Genomic DNA, 26,615 nt, shown 5'->3' with positions numbered 1-26,615 from the left:
TCATCCACCGAAGTGGACGGGGTATCAACTTCTGGCGTTGATTTTTGGCACGCTGTTGAGTTCTCAAGGAACGGACGCTTCCTTTGTACTCACCCCCGCGACATCCGCTGGGGCTTTCCTCCGGGCTTTCGTTCTGTTCTTGCGTTTCCGACTCTATCAGACTCTTTCGTGTCCGACTTCCTCGGCGCTTTCCAGGTTTTCGCTTTCGTGCTTTCCCTTTCCAGCGGCTCCAACCTTACCAGAACATTTCCGCACCGTTTCCGGTTGGGATTTGAATTGGTGGCCGTTGGAGGGGCCTTTCCCTTTCGGGCGGATCAGACTTTATCAGGTCTCCCTGGGTCTTGATTCCCACCCGCCCGCATGACGCGTCCGGACACACGTGTGTGCCGGGGTGCCGTGCGAGGTGGAGACGTAAACGTACTGGAGCGGGGCCCTCGGATGCAAATCCGGTTGCCCCGCTCCCGTTCGGCCGCTACGGCGAGGGTCAGACCTCGACGACGACCGGCAGGATCATCGGGCGGCGGCGGTAGCCGTCCGAGACCCACTTGCCCATCGTGCGGCGGATGAGCTGCTGGATCTGGTGCGGCTCGGCGACGCCGTCGGCCGCGGCGCGGGCGATGGCTTCCTCGATCTTCGGCATGACCGAGGAGAAGGCCGAGTCGTCGATGCCGGAGCCGCGGGCCTGGATGTTCGGGCCGCTGACGATCTTGCCCGTGCTGCTGTCCACCACGACGTAGACCGAGATGATGCCCTCGTCGCCGAGGATCTTGCGGTCCTTGAGGTGGACTTCCGTGACGTCGCCGACCGAGAGGCCGTCCACGTACACGTAGCCGGCCTGGACCTTGCCGGAGATCCGGGCCTTGCCGTCGATCAGGTCGACGACCACGCCGTCCTCGGCGATGACGATGCGGTCCTTCGGGACACCCGTCATGGCACCGAGCTCGGCGTTGGCACGCAGGTGGCGCCATTCACCGTGGACCGGCATCAGGTTCCGCGGCTTGCAGATGTTGTAGAAGTACAGCAGCTCGCCTGCCGAGGCGTGGCCCGAGACGTGCACCTTGGCGTTGCCCTTGTGCACGACGTTGGCGCCCCAGCGGGTCAGGCCGTTGATCACGCGGTAGACCGCGTTCTCGTTGCCCGGGATCAGGGACGACGCCAGGATCACGGTGTCGCCGGGGACGATCCGGATCTGGTGGTCACGGTTGGCCATACGGGAGAGCGCCGCCATCGGCTCGCCCTGGGAGCCCGTGCAGACCAGCACGACCTCGTCGTCCGGCAGGTCGTCGAGGGTCTTGACGTCGACGACGAGACCGGCCGGGACCTTCAGGTAGCCCAGGTCACGGGCGATGCCCATGTTGCGGACCATCGAACGGCCGACGAAGGCGACCCTGCGGTCGAATTCGTGGGCGGCGTCGAGGATCTGCTGGATGCGGTGCACGTGGCTGGCGAAGGACGCCACGATGATCCGCTTCTGGGCGCTCGCGAAGACCCCGCGGATGGCGTTGGAGATGTCGCGCTCGGGCGGGACGAAGCCCGGGACCTCGGCGTTCGTGGAGTCGGAGAGAAGGAGGTCGATGCCCTCTTCGCTCAGACGCGCGAAGGCGTGCAGGTCGGTGAGGCGGTTGTCCAGCGGGAGCTGGTCCATCTTGAAGTCGCCGGTGGCCACGACCATGCCGGCGCCGGTGCGGATGGCCACGGCCAGGGCGTCCGGGATGGAGTGGTTGACCGCGATGAACTCGCAGTCGAACGGGCCGAGGGCCTCGCGCTCGCCCTCCTTCACCTCAAGGGTGTAGGGGCGGATGCGGTGCTCCTGGAGCTTCGCCTCGATGAGGGCCAGCGTCAGCTTGGAGCCGATCAGCGGGATGTCCGCCTTCTCCCGGAGGAGATAGGGGACGGCGCCGATGTGGTCCTCGTGGCCGTGCGTGAGGACGATGCCGTCGATGTCGTCGAGGCGGTCCCGGATGGACGAGAAGTCCGGCAGGATCAGGTCGATGCCCGGCTGCTCCTCCTCGGGGAAGAGGACGCCGCAGTCGACGATCAGCAGACGGCCGTCGTACTCGAAGACGGTCATGTTGCGGCCGATCTCGCCGAGACCACCCAGGGGGGTGACCCTGAGGCCGCCCTTGGGCAGCTTCGGCGGCGGACCGAGTTCCGGATGCGGATGGCTCAAAAGTGTCTCCTCACCACGCACGCCACGTACCCCGGAAGGCACGTGGCGCGCATGTCATTCGTGCACTTGCTGTTGTCTGTTCTGTATTTGTCTGTTCGTTCTTATTCAGTTGTGAAGTCTGTTGTCAGAGCTGTACCCCGCCGGCGGCAAGATCGATCTTGAGCTGAGCCGTCTCTTCGGCGGTCAGCTCGATCAGCGGGAGCCGCAGCGGGCCCGCGGGCAGGCCCTGCAGGTTCAGCGCGCCCTTGGTGGTCATCACACCCTGGGTACGGAACATGCCGGTGAAGATCGGGAGCAGCTTCTGGTGGATCTCGGTCGCCTTCTGGACGTCTCCGCCCAGGTGGGCCTCCAGCATGGCGCGCAGCTCGGGGGTGACCACATGGCTTACCACGGAGACGAATCCGGCCGCGCCGATCGACAGGAGCGGCAGGTTCAGCATGTCGTCACCCGAGTACCAGGCCAGGCCGCTCTGCGCGATGGCCCAGCTTGCACGGCCGAGGTCGCCCTTGGCGTCCTTGTTGGCAACGATACGGGGGTGCTCGGCCAGCCGGACCAGGGTTTCGGTGTCGATCGGGACACCACTGCGGCCGGGGATGTCGTAGAGCATGACCGGCAGCCCGGTGGCGTCGGCGATCGCCGTGAAGTGCCGGAAGAGGCCTTCCTGCGGCGGCTTGCTGTAGTACGGGGTGACGGCGAGCAGGCCGTGTGCGCCGGTGAGCTCGGCCTGGCGGGCCAGCTCAAGGGTGTGGCGGGTGTCGTTGGTGCCGATGCCGGCGACCACGTGGGCGCGGTCTCCGACGGCTTCGAGTACGGCTCGTACGAGGTCGTTTTTCTCCGCGTCGGTGGTGGTCGGCGACTCACCGGTGGTGCCGTTGATGATCAGGCCGTCGTTGCCTGCGTCCACCAGGTGGACGGCGAGCTGCTGCGCGCCGTCGAGGTCGAGTACGCCATCCGCCGTAAACGGCGTGATCATGGCGGTGAGGACCCGCCCGAAGGGGGTCTGCGGAGTCGAGATCGGAGCCATGGGTAACACGCTACTCGCTGCCATGCTCGCGGTGTCCCCTCGGGGGACGTCAACGGGGTGTTGGACGCCGGCACTGCCTGCTCGGGGGTTCAAGCAGTGCCGGGTCCGTTTGATCAGCCTAGATGAACTTTACGAAACGTCGCAATACGGACACTTAGGACTTGACGCCGTACATCTGTACGCCGAGGGTGTACCGGCCCTTACGGGGCAACGCGACCGTTGCCGTTGTAGGCCGCGTACGTCAGCGGCATGAGCTTCGCCCAGTGCTGCTCCATCTTCTCGCCGACCATCTCGATCTCCCGCTGCGGGAAGGACGGGACCGCCGCGAGCTCGTGCTGCGTACGCAGACCGAGGAAGTGCATCAGCGAGCGCGCGTTGCACGTGGCGTACATCGAGGAGAAAAGACCGACCGGCAGGACCGAACGGGCAACTTCCCGGGCCACGCCCGCGGCGAGCATCTCGCGGTAGGCCTCGTAGGCCTGCACGTAGGAGTCCTCCATGACGCGGCCGGTCAGTTCCTGCTGCGCCTGGGTGCCCTCGACGAAGACGTACTTGCCCGGGCGGCCCTCCTGGACCAGCTTGCGCTCGGCGTCCGGGACGTAGAAGACCGGTTCCAGCTCCCTGTAGCGGCCCGACTCCTCGTTGTACGACCAGCCCACGCGGTGGCGCATGAACTCGCGGAAGACGAAGATCGGGGCGCTGATGAAGAAGGTCATCGAGTTGTGCTCGAACGGGCTGCCGTGGCGGTCGCGCATCAGGTAGTTGATGAGGCCCTTGGAACGCTCCGGGTCCTTCTGCAGCTCCTCCAGCGACTGCTCTCCGGCCGTGGAGACGCGAGCGGCCCACAGTACGTCGGAGTCGGCGGCGGAGTGCTTCACCAGCTCCACCGTCACGTCACTGCGGAAGCTGGGTTTCAGATCTGAAGCGGCGGTTTCGCTCACCGGGGGTCCTTCCAAACGTGCGTCCTGGGGCGCGCCCACTCTACGGCGCCCCTCGCACGGCCTGCGCAGACGCACGCGGCGAGCGGGGGCCGCGCGGGGCCGTGCGAGGCGTCGTACAGCTGACGCACAGCCATGAATTTTTCCTAATGCCCCGAAATCCGGCACTGATTGACGGGCCCGTACGTCCTACCTAGGAGAACGCACACCCATCCACCCCGAGGAGATTCGCTCTGATGTTCCTCCGGCGCGAACCCGTCCCGTTCGCCTTCGTCTCCGAAGCCGACCGTTTCCGAAGCAACGTCACTCCGCCGCCGCGCGAGCGTCTGGGCAGGACCCAGTTGGTCGCCCGTATTCTGGTCGGACTGACCGTGGTTGCGGGGCTCGCCGGCTCACTGCTCCTCGGTATGCCCGCACTGCAGCCGAGCAAGGCGCCGGAGAAGTCGCAGCAGTCGGAGGCGTCCCAGGGGCGGTAGCCTCACGGGCACAGCCCAACCGAACGTGCATGTGAGTGAGGTCCAGCCGTGCCCCTGCCCTTCTTGACGGCCGACGGCGTATCCGATGTGGATGACGACGGCGACGGCGACGAGATCCTGGCCCATGCCGACCAGGACCGCTGGCGCCGGCCCTACCGGCCCGGCCCCTGGCGCGTGGGCATCGGCGCGCTGCTGCTCCTGCTGTCGGCCTTCATGCTGCTGGCCACGATGATCGTCGCCTTCGCCGGCGGCTGGGGCGGGGCCCTCGTCTGCCTGATCGCCGCCCTCGCGGTCGTCGGGTCGGCCGTGCAGATCCTGCGCGTCGGCGTGTGGGTGAGCCCCGCGGGGCTGCGCCGGGTGGGGTTCTTCGTGACCCGCACCACCGCGTGGAGCGAGATCGGCGAGCTCCGTACGGTGCAGCAGCCGGTGCGCTGGCTCGGGCTGCCGAGGACCGTACAGGGGCAGGCGCTGACGATGTCCGCGCAGGACGGCGCGGAGGCGCCGGTCCTGCTGACCGATCACAACGCCGACTTCCTGTCGCGGACCGAGGCCTTCGACCGGGCCGTCGACACGGTGGGTGCCTGGGCCGACGAGTACCGGCCCGTGCCCGCCTGACCGGCCTGAACCGCCTCCGGAGGCCCGTACAGGGATCAGACCTGTACGGGCTTCTTGTCGTGAAGGGCGATCGCCCGCTGCATCGCCTTGCGCGCCCGCGGGGTGTCCCGGGCGTCGTGGTAGGCGACGGCGAGCCGGAACCAGCTGCGCCAGTCCCCCGGCGCGTCCTCGGTCTCGGCCTTGCGGCGCGCGAAGACCTCGTCGGCGGAGTCCCGCAGGATCCGCCCGTACGTGTCCCGCTCCAGCTCGTCGACGGGCAGCCCGCCCTCGGCCTCCAGCTCGGTCGCGAGGTGGTTGGCCCGCGTGACGAACCGGGTGTTCTGCCAGAGGAACCAGACACCGATGACCGGCAGGATCAGCACGGCCACCCCGAAGGTGACCGTGAGCAGGGTTCCGTGCTGGATCAGCATCAGGCCCCGGCTGCCGACCAGGACGAAGTAGACCACCAGGACGGCGGCCGTGAGGAAGTACGTGATCTTCGCGCGCATCGTGAAATCAGTCCGTCAGCCCAGGTCGAGGAAGTGTTCCAGGCCGAAGGTGAGGCCCGGGGTCTGCGTCACTCGGCGCACACCGAGCAGGATGCCCGGCATGAAGCTGCTGTGGTGCAGGGAATCGTGACGGATGGTCAGGGTCTCGCCCTCGCCGCCGAGGAGCACCTCCTGGTGGGCCAGCAGGCCGCGCAGGCGGACGGCGTGCACCGGGACGCCGTCGACGTCCGCGCCGCGCGCGCCGTCGAGGGCGGTGGCGGTGGCGTCGGGCTGGGCGCCGAGGCCGGCCTCGGCGCGGGCGGCCGCGATGAGCTGCGCCGTACGGGTCGCCGTGCCGGAGGGGGCGTCGACCTTGTTCGGGTGGTGCAGCTCGACGACCTCGACGGACTCGAAGTAGCGGGCGGCCTGGGCGGCGAACTTCATGGTGAGGACGGCGCCGATGGAGAAGTTCGGGGCGATGAGCACACCGGTCTCCGGCGAACCGTCGAGCCAGGTGCCCAGCTGCGCGAGGCGGTCCTCGGTCCAGCCGGTGGTGCCGACCACTCCGTGGATGCCGTGACGGATGAGGAAGTCCAGGTTCCCCATCACCGATGCCGGGGTGGTCAGCTCGACCGCGACCTGGGCGCCGGCGTCGGCCAGCGTCTCCAGCTTGTCGCCGCGGCCGAGCGCCGCGACCAGTTCCATGTCCTCGGCGGCCTCGACCGCCTTGACGGCCTCGGCGCCGATCCGGCCCTGGGCGCCGAGGACTGCCACGCGCAGCTTGCTCATATTGCTTCCTCACTCACGTACGGAACTAGGCGACCGCTTCGTCGAGACGGGCGGCCTGCTTCTCCTTCAGCGGGCCGATCACCGCGAGCGAGGGCCGCTGGGCCAGTACATCCTGTGCGACCGAGCGGACGTCGTCCGGGGTCACGGCCGCGATCCGGGCCAGCATGTCGTCGACCGACATCTGGTCGCCCCAGCACAGCTCGCTCTTGCCGATGCGGTTCATGATCGCGCCGGTGTCCTCCAGGCCGAGGACGGTGGATCCGGAGAGCTGGCCGATGGCCCGCTTGATCTCCTCGTCTGCCAGTCCTTCGGTCGCGACCTTGTCGAGCTCGTCGCGGCAGATCCGGAGCACGTCGTGCACCTGGTTGGGGCGGCAGCCCGCGTACACGCCGAAGAGGCCGGTGTCGGCGAAGCCCGAGGTGTACGAGTACACGCTGTAGGCGAGGCCGCGCTTCTCCCGGACCTCCTGGAACAGGCGCGAGGACATGCCGCCGCCGAGGGCGGTGTTCAGCACGCCGAGCGCCCAGCGGCGCTCGTCGGTACGGGCGAGGCCGGGCATGCCGAGGACCACGTGGGCCTGCTCGGTCCTGCGGTTCACCAGGTCGACGCGGCCGGCGGTGCGGATGCGCTTGGCACCGGTGCGCGGGCCGATCGGCTCGGCGTCGGTGCGGGTCAGCGCGCCGGCCTTCTCGAAGGCGGCACGGACCTGGCGTACGACCTTGTTGTGGTCGACGTTGCCGGCGGCGGCCACGACCAGGTGCGTCGGGTCGTAGTGCTTCTTGTAGAAGCGGCGGATCCGGTCGGCGCCGAGCGCGTTGATCGTGTCGACGGTGCCGAGGACCGGACGCCCCAGGGGGGTGTCGCCGTACATGGTCTGCGCGAACAGGTCGTGCACCATGTCGCCCGGGTCGTCCTCGGTCATCGCGATCTCTTCGAGGATGACGCCTCGCTCGGCGTCGACGTCCTCCTCACGGATCAGCGAGCCGGTGAGCATGTCGCAGACCACGTCGATGGCCAGCGGCAGGTCGGTGTCGAGCACCCGGGCGTAGTAGCAGGTGTACTCCTTCGCCGTGAAGGCGTTCATCTCGCCGCCGACCGCGTCGATCGCGGAGGAGATGTCGAGGGCGCTGCGCTGGTGCGTGCCCTTGAAGAGGAGGTGCTCCAGGTAGTGCGTGGCGCCGTTCAGCGTGGGCGTCTCGTCACGGGAGCCGACGTGCGCCCAGATGCCGAAGGTGGCGGAGCGGACGGAGGGCAGCGTCTCGGTGACGATGCGCAGTCCGCCGGGCAGGACCGTGCGCCGGACGGTGCCGATGCCGTTGCTGCCCTTGAGGAGGGTTTGGGTACGGGCGACGGCCCGCCCCTCCGAAGAGGGGCGGGCCGTCACACGGGAACTACGCGACATCACTTGTCGGAGTCGTCCTTGTCAGCGTCGTCACCGGCGGCCTCGCCGTCGATCACGGGGATCAGGGAGAGCTTGCCGCGCTGGTCGATCTCGGCGATCTCCACCTGGACCTTGGTGCCGACCGCGAGCACGTCCTCGACGTTCTCCACGCGCTTGCCACCGGCGAGCTTGCGGATCTGCGAGATGTGCAGCAGGCCGTCCTTGCCGGGCATCAGGGAGACGAAGGCACCGAAGGTGGTGGTCTTGACGACCGTACCCAGGTAGCGCTCGCCGACCTCCGGCATGGTCGGGTTGGCGATCGAGTTGATCGTGGCGCGGGCGGCCTCGGCGGCCGGGCCGTCGGAGGCACCGATGTAGATGGTGCCGTCGTCCTCGATCGTGATCTCGGCGCCGGTGTCCTCCTGGATCTGGTTGATCATCTTGCCCTTGGGGCCGATGACCTCACCGATCTTGTCCACCGGGATCTTGACGGTGATGATCCGCGGGGCGAACGGGGACATCGCGTCCGGCGTGTCGATCGCTTCCATCATCACGTCGAGGATGTGGAGGCGGGCGTCGCGGGCCTGCTTGAGGGCGGCGGCCAGGACCGAGGCCGGGATGCCGTCGAGCTTGGTGTCCAGCTGGAGCGCGGTGACGAACTCCTTGGTGCCGGCGACCTTGAAGTCCATGTCGCCGAAGGCGTCCTCCGCACCGAGGATGTCGGTGAGGGCGACGTAGTGGGTCTTGCCGTCGATCTCCTGGGAGATCAGGCCCATGGCGATACCGGCGACGGGGGCCTTGAGGGGCACACCGGCGTTCAGCAGCGACATGGTGGAGGCGCAGACCGAGCCCATGGACGTCGAACCGTTGGAGCCGAGGGCCTCGGACACCTGGCGGATCGCGTAGGGGAACTCCTCGCGGGTCGGGAGGACCGGCACGATCGCGCGCTCGGCGAGCGCGCCGTGGCCGATCTCGCGGCGCTTCGGCGAACCGACGCGGCCGGTCTCACCGACGGAGTACGGCGGGAAGTTGTAGTTGTGCATGTAGCGCTTGCGGGTCACCGGGGAGAGGGTGTCCAGCTGCTGCTCCATGCGGAGCATGTTGAGGGTGGTGACGCCCAGGATCTGGGTCTCGCCACGCTCGAACAGCGCCGAGCCGTGCACGCGCGGGATGGCCTCGACCTCGGCTGCGAGGGTACGGATGTCCGTGAGCCCGCGGCCGTCGATGCGGACCTTGTCCTTGATGACGCGCTCGCGGACCAGGGCCTTGGTCAGGCTGCGGTAGGCGGCGGAGATCTCCTTCTCGCGGCCCTCGAAGGCCGGGAGGAGCTTCTCGGCGGCGATCTCCTTGACGCGGTCCAGCTCGGCCTCGCGGTCCTGCTTGCCCGCGATGGTCAGCGCCTGGGAGAGGTCACCCTTGACGGCGGCCGCGAGGGCCTCGTACACGTCGTCCTGGTAGTCCAGGAAGACCGGGAACTCGCCCTCGGGCTTCGCGGCCTTGGCGGCCAGGTCGGCCTGGGCCTTGCAGAGGACCTTGATGAAGGGCTTCGCGGCGTCGAGGCCGGAGGCCACGATCTCCTCGGTCGGCGCCTCGGCGCCGCCCTTGACGAGGGCGATGGTCTTCTCGGTGGCCTCGGCCTCGACCATCATGATCGCGACGTCGCCGTCCTCCAGGACGCGGCCCGCGACGACCATGTCGAAGACGGCGTCCTCGAGCTCGGTGTGCGTCGGGAAGGCCACCCACTGGCCGCGGATCAGCGCGACGCGGACGCCGCCGATCGGGCCGGAGAAGGGCAGGCCGGCCAGCTGGGTGGACGCGGACGCGGCGTTGATCGCGACGACGTCGTACAGGTGGTCGGGGTTGAGCGCCATGATCGTGGCGACGACCTGGATCTCGTTGCGCAGGCCCTTCTTGAAGGACGGGCGCAGCGGGCGGTCGATCAGGCGGCAGGTGAGGATCGCGTCCTCGGAGGGGCGGCCCTCACGGCGGAAGAAGGAGCCGGGGATCTTGCCGGCCGCGTACTGCCGCTCCTCGACGTCCACCGTCAGGGGGAAGAAGTCGAGCTGGTCCTTGGGCTTCTTCGACGCGGTGGTGGCGGACAGCACCATCGTGTCGTCGTCCAGGTAGGCAACGGCGGAGCCGGCGGCCTGGCGGGCCAGACGGCCCGTCTCGAAGCGGATGGTGCGGGTGCCGAAGGAACCGTTGTCAATGACGGCCTCGGCGTAGTGGGTCTCGTTCTCCACTAGCGTTTTCTCCATTTTCGTCGTCTCCGTCCGCCGCCCGTGTGGCGGTGGACGGTTGCGGAGAAGCGCTCCTGGCGTGCGGGCCGGTCTTCGATCGAAGCATCCGGTTCGTTGCCCCCTGGGGGCATTCCGGGTGCCACTACCGAGGACCGGCGGCGTGGGAGGGCGCTCCTCCTCTTCAGTTGTGCGCGTCTTCCTCAGACGCGCACGTGCGTCCGTTCCAGACTACAAAGGGTCCGGTCCTGTCCGCACGTACAGCAAAGGGAGCGGCCCCCTGATGTGGGAACCGCTCCCTTCACAGCGCTTTACTTGGCGCCGGCCGCACCGCGGCGGATGCCGAGGCGCTCGACCAGCGTACGGAAGCGCTGGATGTCCTTCTTGGCCAGGTACTGCAGCAGGCGGCGACGCTGGCCGACCAGGATCAGCAGACCACGACGGGAGTGGTGGTCGTGCTTGTGCGTCTTGAGGTGCTCGGTCAGGTCCGAGATGCGGCGGGAGAGCATCGCAACCTGGACCTCGGGGGAGCCGGTGTCGCCCTCCTTGGCACCGAACTCGGTGATGATCTGCTTCTTCGTAGCGGCGTCGAGCGGCACGCGTACTCCTCGTTTTAGGTCTTCGTTGCCACCGAGTGCCCCAGGTCTGAGTCTCTGGGGAGCTTCCGTTACTCGGGAGGCGGGGTCCGCTGAGCGCAGTCCACAGACCCTTGGGAGAGGGTCCGGGGGACGCGTACACAAACGGCCGTCACACAGCGTACCAGGCTGCCGGGACGCGACGTCTCAGCTGGTGAGAGCGCGGGCCCGGGAGTAAACGTCCAGCACAGCCAGGGTAAGGGGCACGAGGCTGAGCAGGACCGCCGCCTCGGTGAGGTCGAGCAGCCTTCCCCAGAAGGGTGACAGGCCCTTGCGGGGGATGACAAGCGCAATTCCCGCGAGGAGGGCCGCGCCGGCGGCGACGGCGGCGGTCAGCCAGATCGTACGGAGGTCCAGGCCGCTGTGGTCGTGCTCCCGCAGGAGGGCTTCGAGCAGGTCGGTCGGCGGGTGCAGGGCCATGCCCAGGATCAGCAGCGCGATGGCGACGAGGCCCGCGGTCAGGGCGCAGACCACCTGGGAGGTGTAACGGAAGAGGCGGGCGCGCAGCAGCATGGCGAGGCCGGTGGCGAGCGCCAGCAGGCGGCCCCAGGTGTTCTCGGAGAAGCCGAGGACGGCGGCGGCGCCGACGGCGACGGCGGCGCAGCCGCCGACCAGGCCGAGCAGCATCTCGTGGCCTCGGCGGGCCTGGGCGGCGATGGCCTCGGCGTCGAGCGAGGCGGCGCCCGGCTCGTGCTGGTCGGAGCCGGTCTGCTCACCGTGCGGGTCGGTCTCGTAGCGGTCCGGGGTCTCTGCGTAGTCGGTGTACTCGTCTGTGGCGCTCTGCGGGGCGCTGTAGCCGATGGGCAGGCGCGCGAAGCGGGCCGAGAGACCGGGAAGGAAGGCGACGAGGCCGATGGCCACGGGGGCGCAGACGGCGGCGGTGTGGGTGGCGGAGGCCTCGGTGGCGATGGCCACGAAGGTGGCGAGGGTTCCGGTGGCGGCGACGAAGGTGGCCGCGACGAAGGGGGCGTCGCCGCTGGGGGTGAGCGCGACCAGGGCGACGGAGGCGATCAGGGCGCAGACGCATCCGAGCAGGAACTGGAGGCGCCCGGGACCCTGGCCGACGGCCGGGGCGACGATCCCGGAGCCGGCGATCATCAGGTGCGGGAGGGCGCCGAGGCCGAGCGCGACGGCGGAGAGGCGGTCGCGGTAGACGCGGGCGCGCACTCCGGCGACGGCGGTGAGCAGGATGCCGACGGCGCCCGCGATGATCCCGGGCAGTCCGTGCATGTCGTGGCGCAGCGGGTCGGCGTACCAGAGGACGAAGCCCAGCATGACGAGCAGCACGGCGGCGCCGGCCAGGCCCGCGCCGCGCAGCATGTCGTCGCTCCAGCGGTGCCGGTCGCGGACGACGGCGGAGGCGACGGCGTCGGACACGTCGTCGAACACGGCGGGCGGCAGGGACTCGGCGAAGGGGCGCAGGCTCAGCACCTCGCCGTCGAGGACCTGCTGGCCGGCGAGGGTCCGGGCACCGTCGAGGACGGTGCCGGAGCGGCGTACGAGGTGGAAGCCGGTCGGGGCGCCCACCGGCTGGGTCTGGCCGGTGAGGCGCAGCAGCTCGGGGTAGACGTCGGCGACGGCGATGTCCTCGGGGAGGGCGACGTCGATACGGCTGTCAGGGGCCACGACGGTGACCCTGCAGAAACCCGTCGTTGCGGCCGTACTCACCTGTGTGACCCCCCTGGTTGACGCTCGCACCGGCGGACGATTCGCGGATGCGCATACTGCGCGCGCCACCCTACCGGGCTTATGACCGACTGTCGGCAAGTAGGATCACCGACGCGTGGGGGAGACCCCCTTCGCGCCCGGGACTTGGGGGCGCCGGTTGCGACGTCCCGTCCGTTTTCGAGGGATTGATGCTCCGGTGAGCCAGATCGTCGTCAAACGCCCGCCGCGGTCCCTGCCGCCTGAGGTTCCGGCGGAGGAGCTGCGGCTGGAAGCTCCGCCCGAACTTCCGCGCGGGCAGCAGGAGGGCATGCTGATGCAGCTCCTGCCGATGCTCGGCATGGGCTCTTCCGTCGTCTTCTTCTTCATGCCGGGCGCGGCCCCCTTCATGCGCATCATGGGTGTGCTGATGCTGGCGTCGACGGTGGCCATGGTCGTGGCCCAGTTGGCGCGCCTCCGGCGCGGTGCGCAGGGGCAAATGGCCGATGTGCGCCGGGACTACCTCAAATATCTCGCGCAGACGCGCCGTCAGGTACGCCGGACCGCGCGGGCGCAGCGTGACGCGCAGCTGTATCTGCACCCGGCCCCCGAGCAGTTGTGGTCGGTGGTGGCGGAGGGCTCCCGGCTGTGGGAGCGGCGGGTCGGCGACCAGGACTTCGGGCAGGCCCGGGTCGGGCTGGGCGCGCAGCGCCTGGCGACCCCGCTGGTGGCGCCGGAGACCGCGCCGGTGGACGAGCTGGAGCCGCTGACCGCGGGCGCGATGCAGCGGTTCCTGAAGGTGCACTCCTCGCTGGACGGGCTGCCGATGGCGCTGTCGATCCGCGCCTTCTACCACGTGACGGTGTCCGGGGAGCCGGAGTCCGCGCGCAGTACGGCGCGGGCGATGGTGGCGCAGCTGGCGACGCTGCACTCCCCCGAGGACCTGATGGTGGCCGTGGTGGCGGCGCCGGGTGCGGTGCCCGCGTGGGACTGGACGAAGTGGCTGCCGCACACGCAGGTCCCGGGTCAGGTCGACGGGGCCGGTACGAAGCGGCTGTTCGGCGATGACCTCGTCGAGCTGGAGGGGCTGCTGGCCTCCCGGCTGGAGGGCCGGCCGCGGTTCAGCCGCGAGGTGTCCCCGGTGCTGGACCAGCCGCACCTGGTGGTCGTGCTGGACGGTGGCATGGTGCCGCCGGACTCGGTGTTCGCCGCGGCCGAGGGCCTTCAGGGCGTCACCATCGTCGAGGTGGTCGCGGGCGAGCTGGACGAGCCGCGCGGCGGGCTGTCGGTCGTGGTGCGGCCGGGCCGGCTGCGTCTGGAGTCGGGCGCGGGGGTCGCGTACGAGGGCGTGCCGGACACGCTGTCGCTGCCTGCGGCGGAGGCGCTGGCCCGGCAGCTGGCGCCGATGCGCACGGGCGGCGGGGACGACGACGAGCCGCTGCTGGCCAATCTGGACTTCACCGATCTGCTGAACCTGGGCGACGCGGCCGCGGTCGACGTCGCGCGGACCTGGCGGCCGAGGTCGGCCGGTGAGCGGCTGCGCGTACCGATCGGTGTCGGTGAGGACGGCGCCCCGGTCATGCTGGACCTGAAGGAGGCCGCGCAGGAGGGCATGGGTCCGCACGGTCTGTGTGTGGGCGCGACCGGTTCCGGCAAGTCGGAGCTGCTGCGCACGCTGGTGCTGGGTCTGGCGGTCACGCACACCTCGGAGACCCTGAACTTCGTACTCGCCGACTTCAAGGGCGGTGCGACCTTCACGGGCATGGGGCAGATGCCGCACGTCGCGGCGGTGATCACCAACCTGGCCGACGACCTCACGCTCGTGGACCGCATGGGCGACTCGATCCGCGGTGAGCTGCAGCGCCGTCAGGAGCTGCTGCGGTCGGCGGGCAACTACGCGAACATCCACGACTACGAGAAGGCGCGCGCGGCGGGTGCCCCGCTGGAGCCGCTGGCCTCGCTGGTGCTGGTCATCGACGAGTTCAGCGAGCTGCTGACGGCGAAGCCGGACTTCATCGACATGTTCATCCAGATCGGCCGCATCGGCCGTTCGCTGGGTGTGCACCTGCTGCTGGCCTCGCAGCGCCTGGAAGAGGGCAAGCTGCGCGGTCTGGACACGTACCTGTCGTACCGGATCGGTCTGCGGACCTTCTCGGCGGCGGAGTCGCGGACCGCGATCGGTGTGCCGGACGCCTATCACCTGCCGTCGGTGCCCGGTTCGGGCTATCTGAAGTTCGGTACGGACGAGATGACCCGCTTCAAGGCGGCGTACGTCTCGGGCACCTACCGCTCGGGCGGGCCGGACCTGTCGGTGGGGCAGTTCCCGGTGGAACGGCGGCCCGCGCTGTTCACGGCGGCCCCGGTGCCGGTGGTGTACGCGGCCCCGGACCCGGCGTACCTGGCGGCGCAGTCGGCACGCGAGGACGACGCGCTGGCGGACACGGTGCTGGACGTGATCGTGAGCCGGCTGGAGGGTCAGGGGGTGCCGGCGCACCAGGTGTGGCTGCCGCCGCTCGACCAGGCGCCGCCGCTGGACCAGCTGCTGCCGGCGCTGGCGCCGAGCCCGGAGCGCGGGCTGCACGCGGACGGGTACACGCGGCCCGGCGGGCTCGTCGTCCCGCTCGGCCTCATCGACAAGCCGTTCGAGCAGCGGCGCGAGGTGCTGTACCGGGACTTCTCGGGTGCGGCGGGCCACATGATGGTGGTCGGCGGTCCGCAGTCGGGCAAGTCGACGCTGATGCGGACGCTGATCGCCTCGTTCGCGCTCACCCACACCGCGCGCGAGGTGCAGTTCTACGGGCTGGACTTCGGCGGTGGCAGCCTGTCGTCGATCGCCGAGCTGCCGCACGTGGGCGGGATCGCCTCGCGCCTGGACCCGGAGCGGGTCCGGCGTACGGTCGCGGAGGTGGGGGGCATCCTCAACCGCCGCGAGGAGTTCTTCCGCTCGAACAACATCGACTCGATCAACACCTACCGGCGCCGGCGGGCGGCGGGCGACCTGCCGCACGAGCCGTGGGGCGACGTGTTCCTGATCGTCGACGGCTGGGGCACCTTCCGGGGCGAGTACGACGGCCTGGAGCAGATCGTCACCGACATCGCTTCCCGCGGCCTGGGCTACGGCATCCACGTGGTGATCACCGCGGCGCGGTACATGGAGGTACGGGCCGCGCTCAAGGACCAGATGCTCAGCCGTCTGGAGCTGCGGCTCGGCGACACCATGGACTCCGAGTTCGACCGCAAGGTCGCGGCGAACGTCCCCACGGGGATGCCGGGCCGCGGTCAGGTGCCGGAGAAGCTGCACTTCCTGGGCGCGCTGCCGCGGATCGACGGCTCACACGAGGCGGGTGACCTCTCCGAGGCCACGACGGCCTTCGTGGACGCGGTGAAGGAGAACTGGGCGGGGCAGGCGGCGCCGGGTGTACGGCTGCTGCCGCGGCTGCTCCGCTCCGACCAGCTGCCCAAGGGCGGGGAGTACCCGGAGCGCGGGATCGCGATCGGCATCGACGAGACCAACCTGGAGCCGGTGTTCATCGACTTCGAGTCCGATCCCTTCCTCCTCGTCTTCGGCGAGAGCGAGTCGGGCAAGACGAACCTGCTGCGGCTCATCGCCAAGCAGATCTCCGAGCGGTACACGCCGGACCAGGCACGGCTGGTCGTGGGCGACTACCGGCGCGGCCTGCTCGGGGCGCTGCCGGAGGAACACCTGCTGGAGTACGCGCCGATGATGAGCTCCCTGCAGATGCACATGGAGGCGCTGGGCGGGGTGTTCTCGCGTCGGCAGCCGCCGACGGACGTGACCCCCCAGCAGCTGCGGGACCGCAGCTGGTGGACGGGCCCGGACGTGTTCATCATCATCGACGACTACGACCTGGTCTCCACGAGCCAGGGCAATCCGCTGGGGCCACTGGTGGAGTACCTGCCCTTCGCCCGGGACACCGGCGTCCGCTTCATCATCGCGCGCAACTCGGCGGGCGCCTCGCGCTCGCTCTACGAGCCCTTCATGCAGCGGTTCAAGGAGCTGGGCGCGCAGGGCCTGGTGCTGTCGGGCGACCCGTCCGAGGGCGACCTGATCGGCACGGTGCGGCCGCGCCCGATGCCGCCGGGCCGGGCCTACTTCTCGTCGCGCAGGCGGGGGACCTCGCTGGTCCAGCTCGGCCGGATGCCGGGCGGCATGTGAGTCCGCTCCCGGTGGCCGGCCCCCGAGGGCCGGCCACCGGGCGTGCCGCCGGTCCGGTCCCCGGGCCGGCCGACGGGCGGATCGGGTGGAAACCCGTCCCGGTCGGCGGCGCAGCCCGGATAATCGGCGGTGAAGACCGCGCCACCGAAGGAAGGGCCACCCATGGGCACCCAGCAGGAGAAGGACGAGCTGTACGCGCTCGACATCAGCGGTGTGGAGTGGGAAGGGCCGCCCGGGACCAGCCCGGAGGAGGAGCGGGTAGAGATCGCGCGGCTGCCCGAGGGGGCGGTGGCGATGCGTTCGTCGCTGGACCGGGACACGGTGCTGCGCTACACGGCCGCCGAGTGGGAGGCCTTCGTACTCGGGGCCAGGGACGGCGAGTTCGACCTGGACCGCCACGAGGCCTGAGGGGCCGGCAGGATACGCCGAAGGGGCGCGCCCGGTGCGGGCGCGCCCCTTCGGCACGTACGGACCGACGTGGGTGCCGGGCTCAGTAGGCCTCGGTGAACAGGCGCGAGGCCTTCACGTCGGTGGCCCGGTAGTCGCCCTTGCCCTGCTCGATGAGCTTGGCGATCTTCTCCAGATCCGTGTGCATCTGGTCGGCCTTGCCCTTGTACTTGGTCTGGAGGTTGACGTACTCGCGGTGCGCCTCACCGTCCCAGGTGTCCGTGACGACCTTCAGGGCCGCGCCCATCGCGTCCAGGTCCTTGAGGATGTTCCCAGAGACGATGCGGATGCGGTCCGCCATCTGCTGGACGGTCTCATACCGGACCCGGGTCCCGTCGTTAGCCGACATGTTCTTCTCCTTCTCGCTGCGGCCTGCTGGAAAGCGACGCGTTGTCAGACGGACTCGAGGCCCGAGCGCGGGCCGGAAGCGGCGCCGGAGGGCGAGTCCTGGACGGCGTTCTTGAACGCCGCGCGGACCTCTTCGTCCTGGGCGTTGCTGAGGTTCTTGGTCTGAGCCACCGCGTTGTGCAGGACGCCGAGCAGCCTGCGGATCTCGTCGTGGCTCTCGTTGAGGGTGCCCTGGGCGGCGGTGAAGCCCCCGGCGCCCACACCGGTCCAGCCGGCGCTCGCCGTCGCGAGGATGTCGGCCAGCTCGCGGGCCTGCCTGGTGACGGCGTTGCCCGTCTCCTCGATCTTGTTCTTCGCCTGGACGACCGGATCGTCTGCAAGTCCGAAGGTGTTCGTGCTCATCGAAGCTCCTCACTTCTCAATTCGCCGGCAGAACCGGCGGATTGCGCAGCGGAGTGGACGTGCCTGGCGCGGAATTTGAGCCACGCGCCCCGGGCGGTCCCCCTCCGCTTCACGCGATCCCCCGATCACACTCGTGAAGCCTGGTGTCACTCTAGCCAGTTCATCTGACAGCCCCAACACCAGTAGGGCGCTTCCGTAGATGAACTGTGACCGTTCACTGCAAACGGCGCTTTCGGCGGCGGGCGTCCCGGACGACCGTCGCGGTACCGGCGATGATGGCGATCAGGACCGCACCGATGCCGAGAGCGTACGTGCCGAACCGCTCCTCGCGCTCCTGGGCCGTCTCGGTGAGTCGCAGCGGCGCGGCTTCCGGGGCGGTCGCCGGGGGCGGGCCGGGGTCGGGGACCGGGGCCTTGGGGGCCTGCTGGTCGTGGGAGAGCGCGCGCACCGGGTCGATGACGCCCCAACCCACGTAGTCGTCACGGCCGTTGACCGCGCGTTCGGCGGTGTTCTGGATCTGCCAGACGATCTGCTGCGCGGACCAGTCCGCATGCTTGGCGCGCAGCAGGGCGGCGACGCCGGCGACGTACGGAGCGGAAAAACTGGTGCCGTTGTCGATGCACTGGCCGAAGCCGGGGACGGTGGAGACCATGTCGACGCCGGGCGCCGCCACCCCGATGAAGTCGCCGGGCTGGGAGAACCCGGCCCGCTCGTTGTTGCGGTCCGAGGCTCCCACGGCGAGCACGCCGGGGAAGGCCGCCGGGTAGGTCTTGCGCTTCTGGCCGCTCATGCCGTCGTTGCCCGCCGAGGCCACCACCACGACGTTGGCGGCTATGGCCTTCTGGACCGACTTGCCGAGATCGGAGTCGGCGGACAGCTGCGCGTCGGTGTCCTGGGAGATGTTGATCACTTGGGCGCCCTTGGCCACCGCGTGGTCGATGGCCTGGCTCAGGTTCGAGGCGTTGCCCTTGCCCTGCCCGTCGTTCTGCCGGATCGGGATGATCGTGGATTCGGGGGCCAGGCCGACGAAGCCGGTGCCCTGCTGGGGGCGGGCCGCGATCAGCCCGGCGACCTTGGTGCCGTGGCCGATGGTGTCGATCGTGCCGTCGCCGCCCTTGGGGTCGACGAAGTCCTTGCCGGCTCCGGTGTCGATGGCCGCGCTGAGCTGCGGGTTCGCCCGGTCCACGCCGGTGTCGATGACCGCGACGCGGACGCTGTTGTTGTTCTTGTCCTTGCCCTTGGTCTGCGCCCAGAGCTCGTCGAGCAGCAGCCGCTGGAGGGCCCAGGGCCGGTCCTCGATCTGCTTCTTCATCGGGAAGGTGCACTCCCCCGCGCCGTCGAGGCGCAGCGCGTACGGGGGCTGGGGCGCGGCGGCCGTGGCCGCGGCGGCGGCCGTGCCCGTGCCGCCCGAGGCCAGGGTGAGGGCGAAGGCGGCGGCCAGAAGGGTCCGCCGGGACCCGTGGGTCTGGTTCATCGGCGGCTTCCTCACGAACCCTGGGGCTGGCGGGCGGAGTTGGTGTTCAGACGCGGCCCCTTGGAGAGGAACTCCGACCAGGCGATGGGCACCATGGCCGGGTTGACACTGCCGTAGCCGAGCCTGACCTGCGCCTGGCTGGCCTCGGGGCGGCCGTCCGTACCGGCCTTCGACTGGTCGGGGGCGCCGATCTTCGACTCCTCGGCGTCGCTGTCGCCGTTGGCCTGGACGGCGTACCGCAGACCGGTGTCGGTGACCAGGAAGAGGGAGCCGCTGGCCGTGGTCTGCTTGCCCTGGACCTGGGTGTACAGCAGACCAGAGCCGGGGGTGACGTACGCGCTGGTGCCGCTGGCGGTGATGTCGATCGGGAAGCCTGTGCCGGCCCATGTGCTCAGGGTCTGGTTGCCCTGGGCGTCGACCGAGCGCAGGACGCTGCAGACCGTGTCGCGGTTGTTGTCCCCGCCGGACTGGGTGCCGGCGGGCGGCGTCGTCTGGTTGATCCGTTCGGTCTTCTTCTGGGGCCACTTGACGTCGGCGGCGAACGGGGCGGCGTCCGGGTTGATCGACTGGAGGTCGATCTCGCGGGGCTTGCCGTGCATGTTGAGGCCGTCGGTCGCGGGAGCCGAGATCAGCAGCCAGGCGACGAAGTCGGAGACCGGTGCGACCTTCCCGGGCAGCACCACGTAGTGCTGTGCGCCGGAGCCGGTCTGCGCCTTGAGCACCATCCCGACCTTGTTGTCGGCGGTGCCCAGACCCTTCACCCCGGCGTCGGTGCCGGCCTTGCCGGGCAACGGCGGGAAGGACAGGTCGTCGCCGGAGTTGAGGGTCCCCAGCCATTCCGGGCTGACCTGCTGCGGGGTGGCGCCGGTGCCGACGAGCGCGTTGGTCATCGTCCCGGCCGCCGGGGTGCCCTCCGGGAACTTGTACTTCGTCCCGGCGGCGTCGACCAGGTAGCGCTCCTGGCCCGCGGCCGTGCTCTGCACGTACAGCGACTGGGTGTCGGCGAGCCTGCGGGCGTCGTCCGTCTTGACCGCCTCGCGGTCGGCGAGCACGAAGGTGGCGGTCTGCACGCCCCGGCCGTTGCCGCCCGGCTGCTGGCAGACGGCCCAGCGCTTGGCCTTGCCCGCGTCCTCCTTCGAGGGGAGCCGGTCGGGGGCGTACGGGATGCCGATGATGGGGCCGCGCGGCGGATTGCCCGCGTCCAGGACCTTGTCCGGGATCTGGATCACCTTGAACTTCGACGGATCCAGGAGGAGTCGGGCGGAGGCGAGGTTCAGCACCGGGTGCAGCCGGGTCTGGTCCTTGCCGCCCACCTTCGTCGTCAGGACCACGTACCGCGTCGTCGAGTCCTTGCCGACGATGACACTGGTCCCCGGCTCCGCCCAGCCCTTGGGGGCCGTCGGCTTGAACATGCCCCAGGCGCCGAATCCGGCGAGCACGAGCGCGCCGACGATCAGCCCGGGAAGGATCGCGCGCAGCGGACGCGGCGCGCCTTCCTCGGTACCCGTGGCGGATGGCTGGAGGAACGCGGCCACCGTCCGCCGCTTCGCAAAGGTGTACGCGTTGAGCTCATCACGTCGTGATGCCATGACCGCCTGTTTCTCCCCGCACGGCCCGGCCGGTGAGTACGGTCCCCGGGCCTCGATTGTCGGACCGGGCACCTACTATGCCTCTTGACGGACGGTATGAAGGGGCCGGGTAGGGTGAGGCTGCCGCCCAGCCCCTTCCGCACCGGGTCGATCAGGGCTTGTTGGGGTGGATTGGGGAGATTCCGGAGTCGTGCGACAGGTGTCGCGCAGCGCCGGGACTCACGGGGTCTGACCCCGGAGAGGGGAAGTGCGCGAGTGATGGCCACCGCGACGGAGCAGCAGACCGGCGCGCCCGCACCGGCACGTGTCGGGGTGACGCCGCATCCGAAGTCGAGCCCCGGCCGCTTCGGTCCGTTCCGACTGCAACAGCTCGTGCTCTTCCAAGTCGCGGCAGCCGCCCTGCTGGTGGCCTGGGTGGTCGAACCGCTGCTGCTGGTTCCCACCGGCGTCCTGGCGCTCGTCCTGGTGGTGCTCGCGGTCGTACGCCGCCACCAGCGCTCCCTGCCGGAGTGGATCGGCGGCGCGCTCGCGCTGCGTTCACGCCGGCGCCGGGCCGCCTCCTTCACCGTGCCCGCGGGCACGGAGCCGGGGCTCGCCCCGCTCGTCGAGGCCGATCCGGCGCTGCGCACCCTCACCTTCAGCGACCGTGACCGGCGTCCGGTCGGGATGATCGGCGACGGGACCTTCCTGACCGCGGTCGTCCAGGTGGACACGGACGCCACCGCGCTGCGGCCCGACCGGGCGACGCGGCCGCTGCCGCTGGCCGTCGTACGGGACATCCTCGAAGTGGACGGCATCCGGCTGGAGTCCGCGCAGCTCGTGCAGCACACCCAGCCGGCGCCGGCCCCGCACCTGCCCGCACAGTCGATGGCGACCCGCAACTACGCGCCGCTGCAGGCCCGGACGGGCACCCCGGCGGTCCGGCTGACGTGGATCGCCCTCAAGCTCGACCCGGAGCTGTGCCCGGAGGCCGTCACCGCGCGCGGCGGCGGGCTGGCCGGTGCGCAGCGCTGCCTGGTGCGTGCGGCCGACCAGCTGGCGAGCCGGCTGGCCGGGGCCGGGTTCGCGGCCACCGTGCTGACCGAGCAGGAGCTGACGGCGGCGCTGGCCACCTCCTCGTGCGCGAACCCGATGGCGATCACCCAGGCCGGGCGGTCGAACAGCACCGGGCGGCGGACCGAGGAGACCTCGCGCACCTGGCGCTGCGACGACCGGCGGCACACGACGTACTGGATAGGCCGCTGGCCGCAGTTGGGCGGGTCCGGTGCGGCGGCGCTGCCGCAGTTCGTGGCGCTCCTCACCTCGCTGCCCGCGCTCGCGACGAACTTCAGCCTGACGATGGCCCCGGCGGAGCGACAGGGCGTCACCTTGAGCGGACACGTACGGGTGACGGGGCGCAGTGACGAGGAACTGGTCGCGGCACGGCGGGAGTTGGAGAGGACGGCGCGGGGCGTGAAGACCGGGCTGGTGCGGCTCGACCGTGAACAGGTGCCGGGGCTGCTGGCTTCGCTGCCGCTGGGAGGGGCGCGATGAGGGGCGGATTCGGGCTGGTCGGCCCGCGTCGGGAGCGGCACGTGGTGCCCGCGGCGGACCTGGACCTGCTGGCGCTGCCCGTCGGGGACGACGGGGTCGTCATCGGCGTGGACGCCGAGGGCCGGTCGGCGGTGCTCGGCATCAACCGGCCGACGCCGTACGAGGTGACGCTGATCGGCGGCCTGTGGACAGCGCAGGTGCTGGCGCTGCGCGCGGCGGCCACGGGTGCGCGCGTGGCCGTGGAGACGGGGCGCGGGCAGGTGTGGTCCGGGCTGGCCCAGGCCGCGGGCGGCGGGCAGCAGTGCGTGACCCTGCACGAGGTGGGCCGGATACCGCCGCAGGGCGCCTCGGCGGGCAGCCCGGTGCTGGTGATCCGCGACTGCGGGATGCGGCCGCCGCGCGGGCGCGTGGTGGCCGGGCCGTGGCAGTCGGTGCTGACCCTGCTGCCGTACCTGAGCCCGACGGCGCCGCGCCTGCTCCAGCAGTCGTCCCTGGTGGGGGTGCAGCGGGTGTCCCCGGACGAGGCGGAGCAGATCGGCCGCCTGATGCGGCTCCCGAGGCAGGCGGTGGACTCCCTGCCGACGCTGGGCGACGGGGTGACCCTGTGGTGCACGCCGCGGGACCGGCAGTTCGTGATGACCCAGGGGACGGACGCGGAGACGGGCCTGCTGGGCGGGGCCCGGCGCATCGACTGACCCGGCTCCCCGAGGGGGGCGGACAGTGGTGTCGGGGCGCGATTAGGGTGGGTCCGGGCGCGGCGAGGTGGGCGCCGGACCGGTGTTCGACAGACCAGGAGGACCAGTGAGCGGCGATCGGAACGAGAGGCGCGGCGGGACGTGGGACGTCCCGACGGACGATCAGTCCGACGCGGAGCCCGAGGTGACGGGCGAGTTCACCATCGACTACACCCCGCCTGCCTGGTACATGCAGGGCGGGGCCCCGGCCGCGCAGGTACCGGGACTTCCCGAGGGCAGCGGCTTCGAGCCCCACCGCCCGCCGGAGGTGGAATCACCCTCGACGATGCGGATCGCTCCGCCGGCTCCGCGGACGCCGTCCGACGGCGCGGGTCGGCCGGTTCCGTTCCCGCCCGCTCCCTCGGCACCGGCCGACCCGGCCCCGGCGTACCAGGCTCCGGCACTGCCGTACTCGACCCCGGCCCCGATTCCCGCCCCGGCCCCCGCCCCGGCACCGGCCCCGATTCCCGCCCCGGCACCGGTCGAGCCTGCGGCTCCGGCTCCCGTCGAGGCGGTCCTGCCGTTCGCGACCCCGGCTCCGGTTCCTGCCCCGGTCGAGCTTCCGGCCCCTGCTCCGGCTCCAGCTCCGGTCGAGGCTCCGGCTCCGGTTCCGGTTCCCGTCGAGGAGGCCCCGCCGGCGCTCGAAGCCCCGGCCCCGGTCACGCCGTTCCCTGCAGCGGCACCGGCCCCGGTCGCCGACGTGCCCGCGCCCGCGTCCGTGGCCGAGGAGGTCGCTCCGGAGCCGGCTCCCGTCGACACCCCGCCCGTCGTGACGCCTTTCCCGGCCCTGCCGCCCGTCGACGTGGTCACGCCGTACCCGGCCCTGCCGTCGGCCCCCGTCGCGGAGCCGGCCGCCGACCCGGTGGCGGAGGTTCCGCCCGCGCCCTGGGCCGGGCCGCAGGACACTCCCGCCGAGGGGACGCCCGTACTGCCGTCCGCCGAGCAGCCCGCGGCGGCACCGGCGCCTGCGCCGGTCGGCCCCGCGGACGCGCCGCCGGCCGTCGTGGAGACCCCGTTCGGGGGCCCCGTCGACGAACTGCCGTCTCCGCCGCCCGCGTTCGGCACCCCGGACGCCTACCCGTTTCCGCCGCCGGCTCCCGCGCCGCCGCAGCCCCAGCAGTCCCAGCAGCCCCAGCACTACGACCCGCGCACCGCCGGGCAGTGGTCGGCCGGGCCCGGGCAGCAGCAACCCCCGCAGCACCAGCACCAGCCGCAGCCGCACGATCCGCGTTACTCGGCCGGCCAGACCGGCGGCGGGGCGCCCCTCGGCTACACCGCCGCCGTCGAGCTGTCGTCCGACCGCCTGCTGCGCAACAAGCAGAAGCCCAAGAACAACAACAACGGCGTCGGCGGCCGGTTCCGCTTCGGCGGCAAGGCGGCCGAGGTGGAGCGCCAGCGCAAGCTGGAGCTGATCCGCACCCCGGTCATGTCCTGCTACCGCATCGCCGTCATCAGCCTCAAGGGCGGCGTCGGCAAGACCACGACCACCACCGCCCTCGGCGCCACTCTCGCCACCGAACGCCAGGACAAGATCCTGGCCATCGACGCGAACCCCGACGCCGGTACCCTCGGCCGCCGGGTCCGCCGCGAGACCGGTGCCACCATCCGGGACCTGGTCCAGGCGATCCCGTACCTGCACTCGTACATGGACATCCGCCGGTTCACCTCGCAGGCGCCCTCGGGTCTGGAGATCATCGCCAACGACGTGGACCCGGCCGTCTCCACGACCTTCAACGACGAGGACTACCGCCGCGTCATCGAGACGCTGGGCCGCCAGTACCCGATCATCCTCACCGACTCGGGCACCGGCCTCCTCTACTCCGCCATGCGCGGCGTCCTGGACCTGGCCGATCAGCTGATCATCATCTCGACCCCGTCCGTGGACGGGGCCAGCAGCGCCAGCACCACCCTCGACTGGCTCTCCGCGCACGGGTACGCCGACCTCGTCTCGCGCTCCCTCACCGTCATCTCGGGGGTCCGCGAGACCAGCAAGATGATCAAGATCGAGGACATCGTGCAGCACTTCGAGACCCGCTGCCGCGGTGTCGTCGTGGTGCCGTTCGACGAACACCTCGCGGCCGGCGCCGAGGTCGATCTCGACATGATGCGGCCCAAGACGCGCGAGGCGTACTTCAACCTCTCCGCGCTCGTGGCCGAGGACTTCCTGCGGGCCCAGCAGCAGGCCCCGCAGGGACACTGGGGTGCGCCGCAGCAGCACCAGGCTCCTCAGCAGCCCTACGGGCAGCAGCCCCCTCAGCAGCCGCAGCCGTACGGTCAGCCCCAGGGCCAGCCCCCGTACCAGCAGCCGCCGCAGCCCCAGCAGCCGCAGCCCTACGGCCAGCCGTACCCGCAGCCCGGCCAGCCCTGGCAGCAGCCCCAGGCCCCGCAGCAGCAGCCGCCCCAGCCCCAGCAGCCTCCGCGCGACCCGCGCCTCGGCTGACCGGCCGCACAGCGAAGGGCCCGTACCACCCCGGGGGTGGTACGGGCCCTTCCGCTTCGTTCGTCAGCGCTTCATGTCGTACGTGTCCGTCAGCACCCGCGCCCGCTTCACGTCGTCCGCGATCGCTTCCAGCAGCCCGTCCAGCGACTCGAACTTCGCCATCCCCCGCACGTACGCGAGGAAGTCGACGGCGACGTGCATCCCGTACAGGTCCAGCCCCACGCGGTCGATCGCGTACGCCTCCACGGTCCGCTCGGTCGCGTCGAACTGCACGTTCGTCCCCACCGAGATCGCTGCGGGCATCCGCTCGCCGTCCGCCGTCAGCCAGCCGGCGTAGACCCCGTCCGCCGGGATCGCGGTGTGCGGCTGCGTCTCGACGTTCGCCGTCGGGTAGCCGAGCTCTCGCCCGCGCTGCGCACCGCGCACCACCACGCCCTCGACGCGGTGCGGACGCCCCAGGATCTCGGCCGCGCCGTCCATGTCGCCCTCCGAGACCAGCCTGCGTGCCAGCGTCGAGGAGAACGGCACCCCGCCGCCCGCCTCGCCCCGCTCGACCAGGTCCACGACGTCCACCTGGTAGTCGTACGTGGAGCCCAGCTCGCGCAGGAAGTCGACGTTCCCCGCGGCCCGGTGGCCGAAGCGGAAGTTCGGGCCCTCGATGACGGCGCGCGCGTGCAGCTTGTCGACGAGGACCTTCACGATGAAGTCGGCCGGGGACAGTTGGGAGAACTCCGCCGTGAACGGCAGGATCAGCAGCGCGTCCACGCCCAGCCCGGCCATCAGCTCGGCGCGCCGGTCGTACGGGGCCAGAATCGGGGGGTGGCTGCCGGGGCGGACCACCTCGCTCGGGTGCGGGTCGAAGGTGACCACCACGGAGGGGACGCCGAGCTCACGCGCCGTGGCCACGGCCCGCCCGATGATCAGCTGATGTCCCCGGTGCACGCCGTCGTAGGAGCCGATGGTGACGACGCTGCGTCCCCAGTCCTGGGGGATGTCCTCCAAGCCACGCCAGCGCTGCACTGTGACCGCTCCTCGCCCGAACCCGTTTAGTCCTTGAAGTGATTGCCGATTGCAGGTCTAAGACTGCCATGCCGG

General features: G+C 70.7%; 22 protein-coding genes. 8 read left to right on the top strand and 14 right to left on the bottom strand.

Features of this window, described 5'->3' with window-relative positions:
• The coding region (locus tag ACZ4YL_RS08825; protein WP_468114814.1) for a hypothetical protein at nucleotides 1–345 on the top strand (345 nt) is incomplete at its 5' end.
• Between the two features lie 139 nt (nucleotides 346–484).
• Here ACZ4YL_RS08825 and ACZ4YL_RS08820 read toward each other — a convergent pair.
• The 3 genes from ACZ4YL_RS08820 to thyX form a co-directional block, all read right to left on the bottom strand.
• Nucleotides 485–2,170 (bottom strand): ribonuclease J, encoded by a 1,686-nt coding sequence (locus ACZ4YL_RS08820; protein WP_468114812.1) that lies wholly within the window; start codon nucleotides 2,168–2,170, stop codon nucleotides 485–487.
• A gap of 124 nt (nucleotides 2,171–2,294) precedes the next feature.
• On the bottom strand, nucleotides 2,295–3,194 hold the full coding sequence (dapA, locus tag ACZ4YL_RS08815) for a 4-hydroxy-tetrahydrodipicolinate synthase (RefSeq protein WP_468114811.1): 900 nt from the start codon (nucleotides 3,192–3,194) through the stop codon (nucleotides 2,295–2,297).
• A gap of 200 nt (nucleotides 3,195–3,394) precedes the next feature.
• Nucleotides 3,395–4,135, bottom strand: coding sequence for an FAD-dependent thymidylate synthase (thyX, locus tag ACZ4YL_RS08810; RefSeq protein ID WP_030011069.1), 741 nt, complete (start codon nucleotides 4,133–4,135; stop codon nucleotides 3,395–3,397).
• Between the two features lie 233 nt (nucleotides 4,136–4,368).
• On the opposite strand from thyX, the gene ACZ4YL_RS08805 reads away from it, so the two are divergent.
• Together ACZ4YL_RS08805 and ACZ4YL_RS08800 are read left to right on the top strand one after the other, a co-directional pair.
• The gene (locus ACZ4YL_RS08805) at nucleotides 4,369–4,608 is read left to right on the top strand and encodes a hypothetical protein (protein WP_468114809.1); all 240 of its coding nucleotides are present in this window, start codon (nucleotides 4,369–4,371) and stop codon (nucleotides 4,606–4,608) included.
• A gap of 48 nt (nucleotides 4,609–4,656) precedes the next feature.
• Entirely contained in the window at nucleotides 4,657–5,223 is a 567-nt protein-coding gene (locus ACZ4YL_RS08800; RefSeq protein ID WP_468114807.1) for a hypothetical protein, read from the top strand.
• A gap of 35 nt (nucleotides 5,224–5,258) precedes the next feature.
• On the opposite strand, the gene ACZ4YL_RS08795 is transcribed toward ACZ4YL_RS08800, so the two are convergent.
• From ACZ4YL_RS08795 to eccD, 6 genes are all read right to left on the bottom strand, one after another.
• Nucleotides 5,259–5,711 carry a tetratricopeptide repeat protein gene (locus tag ACZ4YL_RS08795; protein WP_351153429.1) on the bottom strand — a complete coding sequence of 151 codons (453 nt, stop codon included), beginning with the start codon at nucleotides 5,709–5,711 and terminating at the stop codon, nucleotides 5,259–5,261.
• A 15-nt stretch (nucleotides 5,712–5,726) separates the two neighbouring features.
• Nucleotides 5,727–6,479, bottom strand: a complete 753-nt coding sequence (gene dapB / locus ACZ4YL_RS08790) for a 4-hydroxy-tetrahydrodipicolinate reductase (protein WP_202199448.1) — start codon at nucleotides 6,477–6,479, stop codon at nucleotides 5,727–5,729.
• A 25-nt stretch (nucleotides 6,480–6,504) separates the two neighbouring features.
• Entirely contained in the window at nucleotides 6,505–7,884 is a 1,380-nt protein-coding gene (locus ACZ4YL_RS08785; RefSeq protein ID WP_468114805.1) for a M16 family metallopeptidase, read from the bottom strand.
• Complete coding sequence (locus tag ACZ4YL_RS08780) at nucleotides 7,881–10,103, bottom strand: polyribonucleotide nucleotidyltransferase (protein WP_030386318.1); 2,223 nt, start codon at nucleotides 10,101–10,103, stop codon at nucleotides 7,881–7,883. Before ACZ4YL_RS08780 ends, ACZ4YL_RS08785 begins: the two co-directional genes overlap by 4 nt.
• Before the next feature lie 305 nt (nucleotides 10,104–10,408).
• The gene (rpsO, locus tag ACZ4YL_RS08775) at nucleotides 10,409–10,696 is read right to left on the bottom strand and encodes a 30S ribosomal protein S15 (protein ID WP_030011220.1); all 288 of its coding nucleotides are present in this window, start codon (nucleotides 10,694–10,696) and stop codon (nucleotides 10,409–10,411) included.
• A gap of 183 nt (nucleotides 10,697–10,879) precedes the next feature.
• The gene (gene eccD / locus ACZ4YL_RS08770; protein ID WP_468114804.1) at nucleotides 10,880–12,400 is read right to left on the bottom strand and encodes a type VII secretion integral membrane protein EccD; all 1,521 of its coding nucleotides are present in this window, start codon (nucleotides 12,398–12,400) and stop codon (nucleotides 10,880–10,882) included.
• Nucleotides 12,401–12,596: 196 nt separating this feature from the next.
• Here eccD and eccCa point away from each other — a divergent pair, with 196 nt between their 5' ends.
• A complete protein-coding gene (eccCa, locus tag ACZ4YL_RS08765) occupies nucleotides 12,597–16,553 on the top strand; it encodes a type VII secretion protein EccCa (protein ID WP_468114802.1) in 3,957 nt (1,318 codons plus the stop codon).
• Between the two features lie 162 nt (nucleotides 16,554–16,715).
• On the top strand, nucleotides 16,716–16,961 hold the full coding sequence (locus tag ACZ4YL_RS08760; protein WP_030386321.1) for a DUF397 domain-containing protein: 246 nt from the start codon (nucleotides 16,716–16,718) through the stop codon (nucleotides 16,959–16,961).
• Nucleotides 16,962–17,043: 82 nt separating this feature from the next.
• Here the strand turns inward: ACZ4YL_RS08760 and ACZ4YL_RS08755 are convergent, their stop codons facing one another.
• From ACZ4YL_RS08755 to eccB, 4 genes are all read right to left on the bottom strand, one after another.
• Nucleotides 17,044–17,349, bottom strand: coding sequence for a WXG100 family type VII secretion target (locus tag ACZ4YL_RS08755; RefSeq protein ID WP_468114800.1), 306 nt, complete (start codon nucleotides 17,347–17,349; stop codon nucleotides 17,044–17,046).
• Nucleotides 17,350–17,393: 44 nt separating this feature from the next.
• Complete coding sequence (locus ACZ4YL_RS08750) at nucleotides 17,394–17,750, bottom strand: hypothetical protein (RefSeq protein WP_468114798.1); 357 nt, start codon at nucleotides 17,748–17,750, stop codon at nucleotides 17,394–17,396.
• Nucleotides 17,751–17,964: 214 nt separating this feature from the next.
• Nucleotides 17,965–19,224, bottom strand: a complete 1,260-nt coding sequence (gene mycP / locus ACZ4YL_RS08745; protein WP_468114796.1) for a type VII secretion-associated serine protease mycosin — start codon at nucleotides 19,222–19,224, stop codon at nucleotides 17,965–17,967.
• A gap of 11 nt (nucleotides 19,225–19,235) precedes the next feature.
• Nucleotides 19,236–20,813 carry a type VII secretion protein EccB gene (gene eccB / locus ACZ4YL_RS08740; protein WP_468114794.1) on the bottom strand — a complete coding sequence of 526 codons (1,578 nt, stop codon included), beginning with the start codon at nucleotides 20,811–20,813 and terminating at the stop codon, nucleotides 19,236–19,238.
• 258 nt (nucleotides 20,814–21,071) lie between these two features.
• Between eccB and eccE the strand changes: the two genes are divergently transcribed.
• The 3 genes from eccE (at nucleotide 21,072) to ACZ4YL_RS08725 (ending at nucleotide 25,520) form a co-directional block, all read left to right on the top strand.
• Nucleotides 21,072–22,346 (top strand): type VII secretion protein EccE, encoded by a 1,275-nt coding sequence (eccE, locus tag ACZ4YL_RS08735; protein WP_468114793.1) that lies wholly within the window; start codon nucleotides 21,072–21,074, stop codon nucleotides 22,344–22,346.
• On the top strand, nucleotides 22,343–23,041 hold the full coding sequence (locus tag ACZ4YL_RS08730; protein ID WP_382546625.1) for a hypothetical protein: 699 nt from the start codon (nucleotides 22,343–22,345) through the stop codon (nucleotides 23,039–23,041). Before eccE ends, ACZ4YL_RS08730 begins: the two co-directional genes overlap by 4 nt.
• 106 nt (nucleotides 23,042–23,147) lie before the next feature.
• Nucleotides 23,148–25,520, top strand: a complete 2,373-nt coding sequence (locus ACZ4YL_RS08725) for an SCO5717 family growth-regulating ATPase (RefSeq protein ID WP_468114791.1) — start codon at nucleotides 23,148–23,150, stop codon at nucleotides 25,518–25,520.
• A gap of 63 nt (nucleotides 25,521–25,583) precedes the next feature.
• Here the strand turns inward: ACZ4YL_RS08725 and ACZ4YL_RS08720 are convergent, their stop codons facing one another.
• Complete coding sequence (locus ACZ4YL_RS08720) at nucleotides 25,584–26,540, bottom strand: bifunctional riboflavin kinase/FAD synthetase (protein WP_468114790.1); 957 nt, start codon at nucleotides 26,538–26,540, stop codon at nucleotides 25,584–25,586.
• Between the last annotated feature and the right edge of the window lie 75 nt (nucleotides 26,541–26,615).

The organism is Streptomyces sp. NPDC030021 (assembly GCF_055574035.1).
This window is presented reverse-complemented; position numbering and strand designations above follow the sequence as displayed.